Genomic DNA, 16669 nt, shown 5'->3' with positions numbered 1-16669 from the left:
GAAAAACCGTCAAAACCCTTCGACGGACGGGACTTTCGCCCGCGCGGGGGGATGGAAGGAGGCGACGGAGCCGGTAGGGCAGGCCATGTTTCGTCGAGGCGGGCGGGTCACGGCTGTGGGTCCGAGGCCGTGTGCAGATCGCAAGCGCGTGCGAAACCTGCCAGAATCCGCGCTTTCATCGAAGCTTCCGCGTGCCCGTGCGCCGGTTCTCCTGCCCTCTCCGGACCCCCGGCCGCCCCGGCCCGATCCGCCCTGCGCACCCGCGCAGGGCGGGTGCGTCGTTACGTTCCGCGGCTGCGCTGTTGATCGCCTGCCTGGCACTCGCGGCCTGCGGCCCGGTGTGGAACGACCCCTATCCGGTGGCCGAGCGCGGGGAACACATCCTGTACACCGCCTTCACCGAGCGCCCCAAGCATCTCGATCCGGTGCAGTCCTACAGCGAGGACGAGGCGAGCTTCCTGTACCAGATCGTCGAGCCGCCGCTGCAGTACCACTACCTGAAGCGCCCCTATGTGCTCGAGCCCGCCACCGCCGAGGCCATGCCGAGCCTGCGCCGGCTCGACGCTGGCGGCCGCGAGCTGCCCGCGAACGCCGACCCGGCCAAGGTGGTGCGTACCGTGGTCGAGGTGCGTATCCGCCCGGGCATCCTGTACCAGCCCCACCCGGCCTTCGCCCTCGATGAGGATGGCAGCCCGCGCTATCTCGGCCTTGGCGAGGCCGACCTGCGCGCAGTGCGGGGTCTCGGCGACTTCGCCGCGACCGGCACGCGCGAGCTCGAGGCGCGCGACTACGTCTATCAGATCAAGCGTCTCGCCCATCCGCGCCTGCACTCGCCGATCTTCGAGCTCATGGCGGAGTATCTGCCCGGGCTCCAGGAGCTGCAGGCCGGGCTGGTTGCGGCAACCAAGGAAGGCAGGGCGAGCGGTGCCGCGGCGAAGGACGACCCGCCCGGCTGGCTGGATCTCGACCGCTTCGCGCTGCCCGGCGTGGAGGTGGTGGACCGCCACACCTTGCGCATCACCCTGCAGGGCGCCTATCCGCAGTTCCTGTATTGGCTTTCGATGCCCTTCTTCAGCCCGGTGCCGCGCGAGGTGGACCGCTTCTTCGCCCAGCCCGGCATGGCCGAGCGCAACCTGACGCTGGACTGGTGGCCGGTGGGCACCGGGCCGTACATGCTGGTCGAGAACAACCCCAACGCGCGCATGGTGCTTGCGCGCAATCCGAACTACCGCGGCGACGCCTATCCCTGCGCGGGCGAGTCCGGCGATGCCGAGGCTGGGTTGCTCGGCGACTGCGGCAAGCCCATGCCATTCATCGACAAGGTGGTGTTCTCGCGCGAGCGCGAGGGCATCCCATACTGGAACAAGTTCCTGCAAGGCTATTACGACGCCTCGGGCGTGTCTTCGGACAACTTCGACCAGGCCGTCAGTCTCACCAGCCAGGGCGAGGTGACGCTCTCGGACGACATGCGCGACAAGGGCATCCGCCTGCTCACCTCGGTGTCGCCGTCGATCTTCTACCTCGGCTTCAACATGCTCGACCCGCTCGTGGGCGGCGGTGCCTCGAAGGCGGAGAAGGAGCGCGCGCGCAAGCTGCGCCAGGCGATCTCGATCGCGCTCGACATGGAGGAGTTCGTGTCGATCTTCCTCAACGGCCGCGGCCTGCCCGGCATGAGCCCCTTGCCGCCGGGCATCTTCGGCGCGCGCGCGGGACGGGCGGGGATGAACCCGGTGGTGTACGAGTGGCAGGGCAGCGAGGCGGACGGCCGTCCCGTGCGCCGTGGCGTCGACGAGGCGCGCCGCCTGCTCGCCGAGGCCGGCTGGCCAAATGGACGCGATGCGCAGACCGGCGAGCCGCTGGTGATCCACCTCGACACCACGCCCGGCGGGCTGGGCGACAAGGCGCGCTCGGACTGGCTGGCGAAGAAGTTCCGCGCGCTGGGCGTGCAGTTCGTCGTGCGGCCGACCGACTTCAACCGCTTCCAGGACAAGATCCGCCAGGGTAACGTGCAGCTCTTCTTCTTCGGCTGGAACGCAGACTACCCCGATCCGGAGAACCTGCTCTTCCTGCTCCACGGCCCGCAGGGCAAGGTGAAGTTCAACGGCCAGAACGCGGCCAACTACGAGAACCCGGAATACGACGCGCTGTTCGAGCGCATGAAGGCCATGCCCGACGGCCCCGCGCGCCAGCAGATCATCGACCGCATGGTGGCGATGCTGCAGCACGACGCGCCGTGGATCTTCGCCTTCCACCCGATGTCGTATTCGCTGCAGCATGGCTGGGTGCTCAACCGCAAGACCGGGGCCATGGTGCGCAACACCATGAAGTACCAGCGCATCGACCTCGAGCGCCGTGCCGCTGCGCGCACGGAGTGGAACGCGCCGGTGACCTGGCCGCTGCTGCTGGTGGCGGCGCTGCTCGCCGCGCTGGTGGCGCCGGCGGCGATCCACTGGCGCCGGCGCGAGACCGCGACCGCGGCGCCGGGCGCGGCCGGGTCCGGCGCGCGAGGAGGGCGCTGATGCCGGCCTACCTGCTGCGCCGCCTGCTCTACGCGGTGCCGATCCTGATCGGGGTGAACCTGCTCACCTTCGTGCTCTTCTTCGTGGTGAACTCGCCCGACGACATGGCGCGCATGCACATCGGCGTCAAGCGCGCCACGCCCGAGGCCATCGAGCGCTGGAAGGTCGAGCGCGGCTACGACAAGCCGATGTTCATCAACGACGCCGCGAGCGGCAGCGCGCGCCTCACCGAGACCCTCTTCTTCGACAAGTCGCTGCGCATGTTCGCGCTCGAGTTCGGCCGCGCCGACGACGGCCGCGACATCGGCCAGGAGATCCGCGAGCGCATGGGGCCCTCGCTGGCGATCGCGCTGCCGACCTTCGTGCTCAGCCTCGTGGTGTCGATCAGCTTCGCGCTGCTGCTGGTGTTCTTCCGCGCCACCTGGCTGGATTTCTGGGGCGTGGTGCTGTGCGTGGCGATGATGTCGATCTCCAGCCTGTTCTACATCATCGGCGGCCAGTGGCTGGTGTCCAAGCTGTGGGCATTGGTGCCGATCTCGGGCTACGCGCCCGGGCTGGATGCAGCGCGCTTCCTGGTCTTGCCGGTGCTGATCAGCGTGGTGGCCGGCATCGGCTCTTCGGCGCGGTGGTACCGCACGATCTTCCTCGAGGAGATCTCGAAGGACTACGTGCGCACCGCGCGCGCGAAGGGGCTGTCGGAGCTCGCGGTGCTGTTCCGCCATGTGCTGCGCAATGCGCTGATCCCGATCCTGACCGGGGTGGTGGTGGTGATCCCGCTGCTCTTCATGGGCAGCCTGCTGGTGGAGTCCTTTTTCGCGATTCCCGGCCTGGGCAGCTACACGATCGACGCGATCAACGCGCAGGACTTCGCGGTGGTGCGGGCGATGGTGTTCATCGGCTCGGTGCTGTACATCGTCGGCTTGATCCTCACCGACCTGTCCTACACCCTGGCCGATCCGCGGGTGAGGCTGCAATGAGCGCATCGAGCGTGATCTTGGGCTTCCAGCCGGTGCTGCTGTGGACCGACGCGTTGCTCTTCCTGCTCGTCGCGCTGGCGCTGCTGGCGGGCATGCGCGCGCGTGCGCAGGCGCCGCTGCGCGCGGCCTGGCGCAAGGTGGGGAGGCGACCGACCGGGATGGCGGCGGCCACCGTGTTGCTGGCCTTCCTCGTCGTGGGCCTGGTCGACAGCCTGCACTACCGGCCGCTGCTGCCGGCGCTGGAGCGCGTGGCGGGGGCGGATGGGGGCGGGCCGGCAAGCGGAGCGGCACCGGCGGCTCCGGTCGTTTCCACCGAGGTGCTGTCGGCGCTCGACGCCCTGCTCGCGCCGCTGCGCCTGCGCACCGAGAAGACCTATTCCGCGCCCTTCGCGTGGACGCTGTACCAGCGCGAGACGATGGAGACCGCCGACGGCGGCCAGGTGCGCGACTATCCGCGTCTCGCCCACGGCGCGGCCCACCTCGGCGCCGACCCGGGCCCGGCGCGGGCGGGCGACCTCGCGCTGCGGCTGGCGAAGGCGCTCGCGCAGGCGGCGCTCGCGTGGCTGCTCGCCTTCGTCGTGCTCGCCAGCCTGGTATGGCGCGGCAGCGGGCTGCGCTGGGGCGAGGTGGCCGCGGCCTTGCTGGCCGGACACACCGTGCTGGCCTGGCGCGCGGCGCTGGTGACGCTGGCGGTGCTGCTCGCGGTGGTGGGGGTGTGCGTGGAGCTGGCGCCGCTCTACCACGTGCTCGGCACCGACAAGGTCGGGCAGGACGTGCTCTACCTGGCGCTCAAGAGCGTGCGCACGGCGCTGGTGATCGGCACCCTGACGACGCTGGTGATGATGCCCTTCGCGGTCGCGCTCGGCATCGCCGCGGGTTACCTTGGCGGCTGGGTGGACGATGCCGTGCAGTACGTATACACCGTGCTCAACGCGATCCCCGGAGTGCTGTTGATCGCCGCCGCGGTGCTGATGATGCAGGTCGTCATCGACACGAATCCGCACTGGTTCGACACCGCAGCCGAGCGCTCGGATGCGCGCCTGCTGGCACTGTGCTTCATCCTCGGCATCACCAGCTGGACGGGGCTGGCGCGCCTGTTGCGCGGCGAGACGCTCAAGCTGCGCGAGCTCGAGTACGTGCAGGCGGCGCGCGCCTTCGGGGTGTGCACCCCGGCGATCCTGCGCCGCCACATCCTGCCCAACCTGATGCATATCGTGCTGATCGCGCTGGTGATGGACTTCTCCGGGCTGGTGCTGGCCGAGGCGGTGCTGTCCTACGTCGGCATCGGCGTCGACCCGTCGACGATCAGCTTCGGCACCATGATCAACATGGCGCGTGCCGAACTCGCGCGCGAGCCGATGGTCTGGTGGTCGTTGGCGGCGGCCTTCGTGTTCATGTTCGTGCTCGTGCTCGCCGCCAACCTGTTCGCCGACGTGGTGCGCGACGCCTTCGACCCGCGCCGCGCCTGAGCGCGCCCTGGCCCGCACCCGCCGGGCCGACCATGACGAGGATTTCCCGATGAGAGCGCTTCGCTTCGACAACCGCTTCGTGCGCGAGCTGCCCGCCGATCCCGAAGCGGAGAACCACGTCCGTCCGGTCCATGGCGCCTGCTACTCGCGGGTGATGCCGACGCCGGTGCGGGCGCCGCGCCTGCTGGCGTGGTCGCGCGAGGTGGCGCACATCCTGGGCCTGGAGGAGGCCGACGTGCGCAGCGCCGAGTTCGCCCGCGTCTTCGGCGGGAACGGCCTGCTGCCCGGCATGGAGCCCTACGCCGCCTGCTATGGCGGCCACCAGTTCGGCAACTGGGCGGGGCAGCTCGGTGACGGGCGCGCGATCACGCTCGGCGAGTCGATCAATGCGCGCGGCGAACGCTGGGAGCTGCAGCTCAAGGGCGCCGGGCCGACGCCGTATTCGCGCTTCGCCGACGGCCGCGCGGTGTTGCGCTCCTCGCTGCGCGAGTTCCTGTGCAGCGAGGCGATGCACCACCTGGGCGTACCGACCACGCGCGCGTTGAGCTTGGTGGGAACCGGCGAGACCGTGGTGCGCGACATGCTCTACGACGGCAATCCCCGACCCGAGCCGGGCGCGGTGGTGTGCCGGGTGGCGCCGTCCTTCATCCGCTTCGGCAACTTCGAGATCTTCGCCTCGCGCGGCGAGGAGGCGCTGCTCGAGCGCCTGATCGACTTCACGATCGCGCGCGATTTTCCCGAACTCGCCGCCGAGCCCGATGCGGCGGCGCGGCGCATCCGTTGGTTCGACGAGGTCTGCCGGCGCACCGCGGTGCTGGTCGCGCACTGGATGCGGGTGGGCTTCGTGCATGGGGTCATGAACACCGACAACATGTCCATCCTCGGCCTCACCATCGATTACGGCCCCTACGGCTGGGTCGACGACTTCGACCCCGACTGGACGCCCAATACCACCGACGCCGGCGGGCGCCGCTACCGCTTCGGCAACCAGCCGTTCATCGCGCATTGGAACCTGTGGCAGCTCGCCAACGCGATCTATCCGGTGGTGCGCGAGGTCGAGCCGCTGGAGCGCGCGCTCGCCGCGTACGCGGACGTCCATGATTCGAGCTATCGCGACATGATGCGCGCCAAGCTCGGCCTCGCCGAATGGCGTGGTGGCGAGGAGGGCGACGACGGCCTGCTCGAGCGCCTGCACCGCCTGCTCGCGGCAGGCGAGGTGGACATGAGCCTGTTCTTCCGCCGCCTCGCCGACGTCGATCCGGCGGCGCCCACGCTGGAGCCGCTCGCCGAGGCCTTCTACGACCCCACGCGCCGCGCCGCGGTGGAGGCGGAGCTGCTCGCCTGGTTGCGAGCGCATGGCGCGCGCGTGCTCGGCGACGGTCGGCTGGCCGCGGCGCGACGGGCGGAGATGAACCGCGTCAATCCGCTCTACGTGCCGCGCAACTACCTGGCCCAGCAGGCGATCGACGCCGCGGAGGGTGGGGACATGAGCGAGCTCGAGGCCCTGCTCGAGGTGCTGCGCCGACCCTACGACGAGCAGCCCGGGCGCGAGCGCTTCGCGGCGCGCCGGCCGGACTGGGCGCGCGATCGCCCCGGCTGCTCCATGCTCTCCTGCAGTTCCTGAACGTGCAGGCGACATCGCGCGTGGTCGTCGCCGGGCGTGCCTGCGCCATCCGGGTTCGCCGCTTCCCGAGGGCCCCTTGAGGCGAGGGTAGTCCTTTCGGCGTAGCGCTCCGTCGATCGGCCAATGGTCAGCGGCCGTGCCAGGGTCTAGGATGGAACTGGAGGAGGAACCGTCGCGACCCATGCCGGCGGATAAAACAGACCTGTGTCCACCATCGTCCTGACTCATGCGGAGGAGTCGCGCGTGCGTCCTGCGCTCGCGCGCAAGGCCGCTTCGCCTCGCGAGGCCTTGGCGCGCATGCCGATCCTGCTCGGCAGCGGGCCCGAGGTGCTCGACGAGCTTGCGCGCGGCGCGGAGTTCGTCCGCCTGTCCTCGTCGGCCACGGTGTTCGAGCGCGGCTCCCACCCCAGCGGCCTGTTCTTCGTCTGCAACGGCGCGGTCCGCCTGATGGTCAGCGGGCCCGAGGGCAAGGACAAGGTGGTCGAGCTCTTCGAGCCGGGCGGCATGTTCGGCGAGATCGGCGTGTTCACCGGCGAGCGCTATCGAACGTGGACGCAGGCGGTCGGCGCGGTCGTGCTGGTGCATGTTCCGCGCGAGCGCGTGCTGGCCGCGGTGGCGATGGACAATTCGCTCTCCAACCGCATGCTGGTCGCGGTGTGCGCGCGCATCCAGCGCCTGATCGACGCGATCGGCAGCACCGTCGGCGGCCCGGCGGCGGTGCGCGTGGCGAGCTATCTGCTCGAACAGCTCGAGCGCGGTGCGCGCAGCGATGGTTGCATCGTCCTGGCCGCGCCCAAGAAGACCATCGCCTCCTTGCTCAACCTCACGCCCGAGACGCTCTCGCGGGTGTTGCGCAGCCTGGTCGAGGAGGGCGTGCTCACCGTGAGCGGCCGTCGCATCCGCGTGCGCAACCGTGCGCAGCTCGCCCGCCTGCTGACGCACGACGAGGCGGTCCTACCCCTCTGAGCTCGTCCGGGCTAGGCACTAAGGACTAGTCCGCCGTCGTGCCGGCAGTGCCGATCCCGTGCTTTTGGCGAATGGTGCGGGGCGCCGCCCGAGCCTATCCTCACCCCGGAAAATTCGTGACCGTCGGACCTTTCCGGAGCGCAGTGGGAAATGGCTACTCGCAAGTTTCAGCAGATGTCCGTGCTCATCATGAGCACCACCGCATTCACCGTCTGTTTTGCCGTGTGGATGCTGTTCGCGGTGATCGGTATCCCGATCAAGGAGGTTCTCGCCCTCAACGAGACCCAGTTCGGCCTGCTGGCGGCTACCCCGGTGCTGACCGGATCGCTGATCCGTCTGCCCCTCGGCATGCTCACCGACAAGTTCGGCGGCCGCATCGTCTTCTTCGTGCTGATGCTGTGCACCGTGCTGCCGATCTGGCTGATCGGCCATGCGACCGAATACTGGCAGTTCCTCGTCGCCGGCCTCTTTGTCGGCTTCGCGGGCGGCTCCTTCTCGGTCGGCATCGCCTACTGCGCGCGCTGGTTCGAACGCCAGAACCAGGGCTTCGCGATGGGGGTGTTCGGTGCCGGCAACTCGGGCGCCGCGGTCACCAAGTTCGTCGCGCCCACGCTGGTGGTCATGTTCGGCTGGCAGATGGTGCCGCAGGTCTATGCGGCGGCGATGCTGATCACCGCGGTCGCGTTCTGGTTCTTCACCTACGACGACCCCGAGCACCGGGTGCACTCCTCGGTGACCTTCCGCGACCAGCTGCGCGTGCTCAAGGATCCGCGCGTGTGGAAGTACTGCCAGTACTACTCGATCGTGTTCGGCGGCTACGTCGGCCTGTCGCTGTGGCTCACCAAGTACTACGTCAACGAGTTCGGCATGGGCATCCAGGCGGCGGCGCTGCTCGCTGCCTGCTTCTCCCTGCCCGGCGGCGTGCTGCGCGCGGTGGGCGGCTGGCTGTCCGACCGCTACGGCGCGCACAAGGTCACCTGGTGGGTGATGTGGGCGTCGTGGATCTGCCTGTTCCTGCTCTCCTATCCGAACACCGACTTCACCGTGCAGACCGTCGAGGGGCCGCGCACCTTCAGCATCCACCTCAACGTGTGGGTGTTTACGATCCTGCTCTTCATCGTCGGCATCGCCTTCGCCTTCGGCAAGGCCTCGGTGTTCAAGTACATCTCCAACGAGTTCCCCAAGGAGATCGGCGCGGTCTCCGGCATCGTCGGCCTGGTGGGCGGCATGGGCGGCTTCCTGTTGCCGATCATGTTCGGCGCCCTGGTCGACCTCACCGGCGTGCGCTCGAGCGCCTTCATGCTGCTCTACGGCGTGACCTGGGTTTCCCTGATCTGGATGTACCTGACGGAAGTCCGTCGTGTCGACATGTTCGACGGTCACGACACCGCGGTCGACTCGTCCAAGGCCTGATTCGCAAGACAACGAGGAGTGGGTTTCATGCAAGCAAGCAATGTCGCGGCGCCGAGCCCGGCGATCACCAGCAGCGTCGACCTCGTCGATTGGCGCCCCGAGGACGAGGCCTTCTGGAAGGAGAATGGCTCGCGGATCGCCAACCGCAACCTGTGGATCTCCATCCCCAGCCTGCTGTGCGGCTTCGCCGTGTGGCTGATGTGGGGGATCATCACGGTGCAGATGGCCAACGCGGGCTTCCCCTTCGCCCCCGACCAGCTCTTCTCGCTCGCCGCGATCGCCGGCCTGTCGGGTGCCACCACGCGCATCCCGGCCTCCTTCTTCATCCGCATCTGCGGCGGTCGCAACACGGTGTGGCTGACCACCGCGCTGCTGATGATCCCCGCCGTGGGTACCGGCATCGCGCTGCAGAGTCTGGAGACGCCGCTGTGGGTGTTCCAGCTCATGGCGCTGCTGTCGGGCATGGGCGGCGGCAACTTCGCCTGCTCGATGGCCAATATCTCCACCTTCTTCCCCAAGCGCCTGCAGGGCACCGCGCTCGGCCTCAACGCCGGCCTGGGCAACTTCGGCGTGACCACCTCGCAGCTGCTGATTCCGGCAGTGATGACCATGGGGGTGTTCGGCGCACTCGGCGGCGACGCGATCCCGCTGGTCAAGGATTCCGCCACGCTGATCGGCAAGATCGCCGCCGGCACGCCGACCTACGTGCAGAACGCCGGCTTCGTCTGGCTGCTGCTGTTGGTGCCGCTCGCGGTGGTCGGCTGGTTCGGCATGAACAACCTCCTCACCGTGTCGCCCAACATCGGCTCCACGGGCGCGGCGCTCGGCAAGATCATCCTGTTCTACGGCATCGCCCTGGTGGTTTCGGCGATCGGTCTCTACCTCTACCTGCCGAGCGGCCTCGGCGTGCTCGCGGGCGGCGGGATGTGGATCATGCTGCCGCTGGTCATCCTCGGCACGCTGTACGGCATGAAGTTCGCCGCCAGCGGCGAGATGAAGACCAATCTCGACAAGCAGTTCGCGATCTTCCGCAACAAGCACACCTGGTCGATGACCGCGCTCTACGTGGTGACCTTCGGCTCCTTCATCGGTTTCTCGATGGCGCTGCCGCTGTCGATCACGGTGATCTTCGGCAACACCCACGTGCTCGATCCGGCCACCCAGGCCTGGGTGCATGCGAAGAACCCGAACGCGCCCTCCGCGCTGATGTTCGCCTGGATCGGCCCCTTCGTCGGCGCGTTGATCCGACCGGTGGGCGGCTGGATCTCGGACAAGCTGGGCGGCTCGATCGTGACCCAGTGGATCTCGATCGTGCTCGTGATCGCCTCCGCGGTGACCGGCTACGTGATGTTCCTCGCCTACCACTCGGCGACGCCGGAACAGTACTTCTTCATGTTCATGGCGCTGTTCGTGCTGCTCTTCGCGGCCTCCGGCATCGGCAACGGCTCGACCTTCCGTACCGTGGGCTTCGTGTTCGACAAGGACGAGCGCGGCCCCGTGCTGGGCTGGACCTCTGCGGTGGCGGCCTACGGCTCCTTCATCGCTCCGGTGGTGATCGGCGGCCAGATCAAGGCCGGCACGCCCGAGTACGCGATGTACGGCTTTGCAGTGTTCTACGCCCTGTGCGTGGTCCTCAACTGGTGGTTCTACCTGCGCAAGGACGCGTACATCCAGAACCCCTGATTCCCGCCCGACCGACGGATTCCCTTTTTCAACCAGACTTTTACCGATCGCGCTTGACGAACGAAGCGACGACTTGAGAGGAGCAAACCATGAGTCATTTTCTCGATCGCCTGAGGTTTTTCGACAAGGTCAAGGAGACCTTCTCGAACGGACACGGTATCGTCACCAATGAAGACCGCAACTGGGAGGATGCCTACCGCAACCGCTGGCGCCACGACAAGGTGGTGCGCTCCACCCACGGTGTGAACTGCACCGGCGGCTGTTCCTGGAAGATCTTCGTCAAGAACGGCCTGGTGTCGTTCGAGATGCAGCAGACCGACTACCCGCGCACCCGCGAGGACCTGCCCAACCACGAGCCGCGCGGCTGCCAGCGTGGTGCCTCGTTCTCGTGGTACCTGTACTCGCCGCACCGCATCAAGTACCCGATGATCCGCGGCCGCCTGCTCGACCTGTACCGCGCCGAGCGCAAGGCCGGACGCGACCCGGTCGAGGCCTGGGAGGCGATCCAGAAGGATCCCGCCAAGCGCGAGAAGTACGTGCACGTGCGCGGCCTGGGTGGCTTCGTGCGCACCAGCTGGGACGAGGTCACCGAGATCGTCGCCGCAGCCAACGTCTACACGATCAAGAAGTGGGGCCCGGACCGCATCTACGGTTTCTCGCCGATTCCCGCGATGTCGATGATCTCGTACGCCGCCGGCGCGCGTTACCTGTCGCTGATCGGTGGTGCCTGCGGCTCGTTCTACGACTGGTATTGCGACCTGCCGGCCGCGTCGCCGCAGACCTGGGGCGAGCAGACCGACGTGCCCGAGGCCGCCGACTGGTACAACTCGACCTATCTGATCATCACCGGCGCCAACCTGCCGATGACCCGCACCCCGGACGCCCACTTCGCCACCGAAGTGCGCTACAAGGGCACCAAGATCGTGTCGATGGCGCCGGACTACGCCGAGTACGTCAAGTTCGCCGACCTGTGGATGCCCGTCAAGCAGGGCACCGACGCCGCCGCCTTCCTGGCCATGGGCCACGTCGCGCTGAAGGAATTCCTCGTCGAGAAGCAGGACCCGTACTTCACCGAGTACGCGCGCAAGTACACCGACCTGCCGATGCAGGTCGTGCTGCGCAAGCACGGCGAGGGCTATGTTTCGGATCGCAACCTGCGCGCTTCCGACTTCGACAACAACCTCGGCGAGTCCAACAACCCCGAGTGGAAGACCATCGTCTTCGACAAGAAGAGCGGCCGCTTCATCGCGCCCAACGGCTCGATCGGCTTCCGCTGGGGCGAGGACGGCAAGTGGAACCTGCTCGAGAAGGCCGGCGCCGACCAGGCCGAGACCGAAGCGGAGCTCACCTGCATCGGCAGCCAGGACGAGGTCGTCTCGGTGGGCTTCCCGCACTTCGTGCCGGGTGAACCCGAGCTGCTGTACCGCAACGTGCCGGCGCGTCGCCTCAAGCTCGCCAGCGGCGAAGAAGCCTTCGTGACCTCGGTGTTCGACATGCAGGTCGCGCAGTACGGCATCGACCGCGGCCTGGGTGGCGCCAACGTGGCCTCGTCCTACGACGACGCCAATGTCGCCTACACCCCGGCCTGGGCTGCCAAGCAGACCGGCGTGAAGGCCGCCGACCTCGAGCGTACCGGCCGCGAGTTCGCCGAGAACGCCTCGAAGACGAAGGGCAAGTCCATGGTGATCATGGGCGCTGCGATCAACCACTGGTACCACAACGACCTCGCCTACCGCTCGATCATGAACCTGCTGCACATGTGCGGCTGCGTGGGTCAGACCGGTGGTGGCTGGGCGCACTACGTGGGCCAGGAAAAGCTGCGTCCGCAAGCGGGCTGGGCGCCGATCGCGTTCGCGCTCGACTGGCAGCGTCCGCCGCGCCACATGAACTCGACCTCGTTCTGGTACTTCCACACCGACCAGTGGCGCTACGAGACGGTGGATGCCGACTCGCTGCTGTCGCCCGCCGGTCCCTGCCGCAACAAGGGTTCCTCGCTCGCCGACTACAACGTCAAGGCGGTGCGCATGGGCTGGCTGCCGTCCGCCCCGCACTTCAACCGCAACCCGATCGAACTCGCCGAAGAAGCCGCGCGTGCGGGTGCGACCGACGAGGCGAGCGTGTCGAAATACGTGGTCGAACAGCTCAAGTCGGGCGCGCTCGACGTGTCCTTCGCCGACCCGGATGCCGAGGAAAACTGGCCGCGCAACCTGATCGTGTGGCGCGCCAACCTGATCGGCTCGTCGGCCAAGGGCCACGAGTACTTCCTCAAGCACCTGCTGGGCGCGCAGAACGGCGTGATGCAGGAAGGCGGCGCGGGCAACAACTGCAAGGAAGTGAAGTGGCGCGAGCATGGCCCGACCGGCAAGCTCGACCTGATGGTGGACATCAACTTCCGCCTCAACTCGACCGGCGCATACTCCGACATCATCCTGCCGACGGCGACCTGGTACGAGAAGAACGACCTCAACACCACCGACATGCACCCCTTCATCCACCCGCTGGGTGAGGCGGTGACTCCGGGCTGGGAGTCGAAGTCCGACTGGCAGATCTTCCGCACCCTGGCGAAGACCTTCACCGCGCTCGGCGCCAAGCACCTCGGCACCCGCAAGGACGTGGTCTCGCTGCCGATGCAGCACGACTCGCCGATGGAACTCGCGACTCCGATGGGCGTGGGCAAGGACTGGAAGCACGGCGAGTGCGATCCGATCCCGGGCAAGACCATGCCGATGCTCAAGCTCGTCGAGCGCGACTACGCTCAGATCTACAATAAGTACATCGCGCTCGGCCCGCTGATGGTGAAGTTGGGCAACAACGTCAAGGGCATCGACTGGGATACCACCCAGGAGTACGAAGAGCTCAAGAAGTGCAACTACCCGGTGCAGGTCGAAGGTGTTTCGAAGGGCATGCCGTCGCTCGAGGAAGACATCTACGTCTGCGACTCGGTCATGCGCATGGCGCCCGAGACCAACGGCGAAGTGGCGCACAAGTCGTGGAGCGCGCTGTCGAAGAAGACCGGCATCGATCACCACCACCTGTACGCCGGCCGTCACGAGGACAAGATCACCTTCCGCGACATCGTCGCCCAGCCGCGCAAGATCATCACCGCGCCCACCTGGTCCGGCATCGAGTCGGAGACCGTGTCCTACACCGCGGGCTACACCAACATCCACGAGCACATTCCGTTCCGTACCCTGACCGGTCGTGCGCACTTCTACCAGGACCACGAGTGGTTCCTCGACTTCGGTGAAGGCTTCTGCGCCTACAAGCCGCCGGTCGACCTCAAGGCCCACGAGAAGGTGCCCGACAGCGTGCGCAACAAGCCGCACCTGACCCTGTCGTGGATCACCCCGCACTCGAAGTGGGGCATCCACTCCAGCTACCAGGACAACCTGCGCATGCTCAACCTGTTCCGCGGCGGCCCGTACGTCTGGCTGTCCGAGGAAGAGGCCGCGACCATCGGCATCCGCGACAACGACTGGGTCGAGGCGATCAACGCCAACGGCGCCACGGTGGCCCGTGCGGTGGTGTCGCAGCGCATCCCGCGTGGCATGGCGATCATGTATCACGCCCAGGAAAAGAACGTGAACGTGCCCGGCTCGAACACGACCGGCAAGCGTGGCGGCATCCTGAACTCGGTCACCCGCGTCATCGTCAAGCCCACCAACATGGTCGGCGGCTATGCGCAACTGGCTTACAGCTTCAACTACTACGGCACCGTCGGTTGCCAGCGTGACGAAGTCGTGGTGATCCACAAGATCGAGGACCAGGACATCGACTGGCTGGAGCGTCCGCTCACGCCCGAACGCGAAGCCCAACGCAACCCCGTGGGCATCGGCAAGAAGTAAGCGCCGACTCGAGACCAGAGATTCAGGAGAAACAAATGAAAATCCGCGCGCAATTCGCGATGGTGTTCAACCTCGACAAGTGCATCGGTTGCCACACCTGCTCGGTGACCTGCAAGAACGTGTGGACCAACCGCAAGGGCGTCGAGTACGCCTGGTTCAACAACGTCGAGTCCAAGCCGGGCATCGGTTACCCGAAGGAATGGGAGAACCAGGACAAGTGGAAGGGTGGCTGGACCAAGCTCAACGGCAAGCTCGAGCTCAAGGCCGGCGGCCGCCTGAAGAAGATCGTGCAGATCTTCTCCAACCCGAACCTGCCCGAGATCGACGACTACTACGAGCCCTTCACCTACGACTACGCCCGTCTGCAGAACGCGCCGCTGTCCGAGGCCGCGCCGACCGCGCGTCCAGTGTCGCAGATCACCGGCGAGAAGATGGACAAGATCACCTGGGGCCCGAACTGGGAAGACGACCTCGCCGGCGAGTTCGCCTCCCGTGCTCGTGACAAGAACTTCTCCAACATGGAGAAGGAAATGTACAAGCAGTTCGAAAACACCTTCCACATGTACCTGCCGCGCATCTGCAACCACTGCATCAACCCGGCTTGCGTGGCCTCGTGCCCGTCCGGCGCGCTCTACAAGCGCGAGGAAGACGGCATCGTGCTCGCCGACCAGGACCGCTGCCGCGGCTGGCGGATGTGCATCTCGGGCTGCCCGTACAAGAAGGTGTTCTTCAACTGGGAGTCGTCCAAGGCCGAGAAGTGCGTGGGCTGCTACCCGCGCGTCGAGAACGGCATGCCGACCGTCTGTTCGGAGTCCTGCGTCGGCCGCATCCGCTACAACGGCATCATCCTGTACGACGCCGACAAGATCTCGGCCGCGGCCAGCGCCGACAACGTCCAGGACCTGTACCAGGAGCACCTGGACATGTTCGTCGATCCCTTCGACCCGGCCGTGATCGAGCAGGCCAAGAAGGACGGCATCACCGACGACTGGATCCTCGCCGCGCAGAAGTCGCCGATCTACAAGATGGCCGTGCAGTGGAAGATCGCCTTCCCGCTGCACCCCGAGTACCGCACGCTGCCGATGATCTGGTACGTGCCGCCGCTCTCGCCGGTGCAGTCGCAGATCGACCAGAAGGCGCTGCCGACCGAGGCCGACGGCGTTATCCCGAAGGCCTCCGCGATGCGCCTGCCGGTCAAGTACCTGGCCAACCTGATGACCGCGGGCAAGGAGCAGCCGATCATCGACGCGCTCAACCGCATGATCGCGATGCGCTCCTACCAGCGCTCGGTGCACGTCGAGGGCACGCCCGACACGCGCGCGCTGGAGGCGGTGGGCATGACCGAGGACATGGCCAAGGAGATGTATCGCTACCTGGCGATCGCGAACTACGAAGACCGCTTCGTGATTCCGACCTCCAAGGAAGAGATGCGCCTCGAGGACTACCACGGCTTCCAGGGTCAGGCGGGCTTCAGCTTCGGCAGCGCGTCGTCGGTCGGCATCTCGCCGAACTCGCTGTTCCCCGAGCGCCGCAAGGAGTCGATGGAGCCGCGCAAGCCGGTCCCGCACGCCGACGAGCTGCACGACGTCACCGGCGAACGCTACTGAGGAGATTGAACCATGCAGACCTACAAGCTGCTTGCCATGCTGCTCGACTACCCGGGCAGCGAGATCGTCGGCGACCTGCGCGCCGCGGTCTCGGAGCAGGGCGGTGCGCGGGGTCTGGTGCGCTCGGTGGACACCGACCAGGTGTTCACCGAGGCTGAGCACGGGAGCATCGCCGGTTTCATCGACTGGATGCTCGCTCAGGACCAGACCGAGCTCGAAGGCCGTTTCGTCAAGACCTTCGACCTCACCCCGGAGCACAGCCTGCACCTGACCCACCATGTGTTCGGCGACGACAAGAACCGCGGTCCGGCGCTGATCGACCTGTCGGAGTTCTACAAGTCCTACGGACTGCAGCACGACGAGCACGAGATCCCGGACTACCTGCCGATGATGATGGAGTTCGTGTCGCAACTCGGGGAGACCGAGGCGCGCGTGTTCCTGACTGACGCGGTGAAGGTGTTCAACGTGCTCGCGACCAACCTGGAAAAGGCGGAGAGCCCCTATGCGGCGCTCGTTCGCGTGATCGAAAACCACAGCTCGCTGGCCCGCGCGGCCGCCTGAGGAGA

10 protein-coding genes are annotated in these 16669 nt (G+C 67.1%); all 10 read left to right on the top strand.

Translation table 11 applies throughout. From position 1 onward, the window contains the following. Positions 1-305: 305 nt before the first annotated feature. The 10 genes from TMZ1T_RS12605 (at position 306) to narJ (ending at position 16664) form a co-directional block, all read left to right on the top strand. Positions 306-2519: an ABC transporter substrate-binding protein gene (locus TMZ1T_RS12605; RefSeq protein WP_407083907.1), complete on the top strand. Its 2214-nt coding sequence runs from the start codon at positions 306-308 to the stop codon at positions 2517-2519. Further along, on the top strand, positions 2519-3496 hold the full coding sequence (locus TMZ1T_RS12600) for an ABC transporter permease (RefSeq protein ID WP_004329293.1): 978 nt from the start codon (positions 2519-2521) through the stop codon (positions 3494-3496). The genes TMZ1T_RS12605 and TMZ1T_RS12600 overlap by 1 nt, the downstream gene beginning before the upstream one ends. Next, positions 3493-4965 (top strand): ABC transporter permease, encoded by a 1473-nt coding sequence (locus TMZ1T_RS12595; RefSeq protein WP_012585586.1) that lies wholly within the window; start codon positions 3493-3495, stop codon positions 4963-4965. The genes TMZ1T_RS12600 and TMZ1T_RS12595 overlap by 4 nt, the downstream gene beginning before the upstream one ends. Before the next feature lie 49 nt (positions 4966-5014). Then, positions 5015-6589, top strand: coding sequence for a protein adenylyltransferase SelO (locus tag TMZ1T_RS12590; RefSeq protein WP_004301702.1), 1575 nt, complete (start codon positions 5015-5017; stop codon positions 6587-6589). Positions 6590-6793: 204 nt separating this feature from the next. Continuing rightward, positions 6794-7555 (top strand): Crp/Fnr family transcriptional regulator, encoded by a 762-nt coding sequence (locus tag TMZ1T_RS12585; RefSeq protein WP_004301703.1) that lies wholly within the window; start codon positions 6794-6796, stop codon positions 7553-7555. Positions 7556-7705: 150 nt separating this feature from the next. Further along, on the top strand, positions 7706-8968 hold the full coding sequence (locus TMZ1T_RS12580) for an MFS transporter (protein ID WP_004301705.1): 1263 nt from the start codon (positions 7706-7708) through the stop codon (positions 8966-8968). Positions 8969-8995: 27 nt separating this feature from the next. Further along, positions 8996-10651 (top strand): MFS transporter, encoded by a 1656-nt coding sequence (locus tag TMZ1T_RS12575; protein WP_004301707.1) that lies wholly within the window; start codon positions 8996-8998, stop codon positions 10649-10651. A gap of 89 nt (positions 10652-10740) precedes the next feature. Then, on the top strand, positions 10741-14496 hold the full coding sequence (locus TMZ1T_RS12570) for a nitrate reductase subunit alpha (RefSeq protein WP_012585584.1): 3756 nt from the start codon (positions 10741-10743) through the stop codon (positions 14494-14496). Positions 14497-14531: 35 nt separating this feature from the next. Beyond that, positions 14532-16103 carry a nitrate reductase subunit beta gene (narH, locus tag TMZ1T_RS12565; RefSeq protein ID WP_004301710.1) on the top strand — a complete coding sequence of 524 codons (1572 nt, stop codon included), beginning with the start codon at positions 14532-14534 and terminating at the stop codon, positions 16101-16103. Between the two features lie 12 nt (positions 16104-16115). Continuing rightward, entirely contained in the window at positions 16116-16664 is a 549-nt protein-coding gene (narJ, locus tag TMZ1T_RS12560; RefSeq protein WP_004301712.1) for a nitrate reductase molybdenum cofactor assembly chaperone, read from the top strand. The last annotated feature ends 5 nt before the right edge of the window (positions 16665-16669 follow it).

This window comes from Thauera aminoaromatica (assembly GCF_000021765.1).
GTDB lineage: Bacteria > Pseudomonadota > Gammaproteobacteria > Burkholderiales > Rhodocyclaceae > Thauera > Thauera aminoaromatica.
This window is presented reverse-complemented; position numbering and strand designations above follow the sequence as displayed.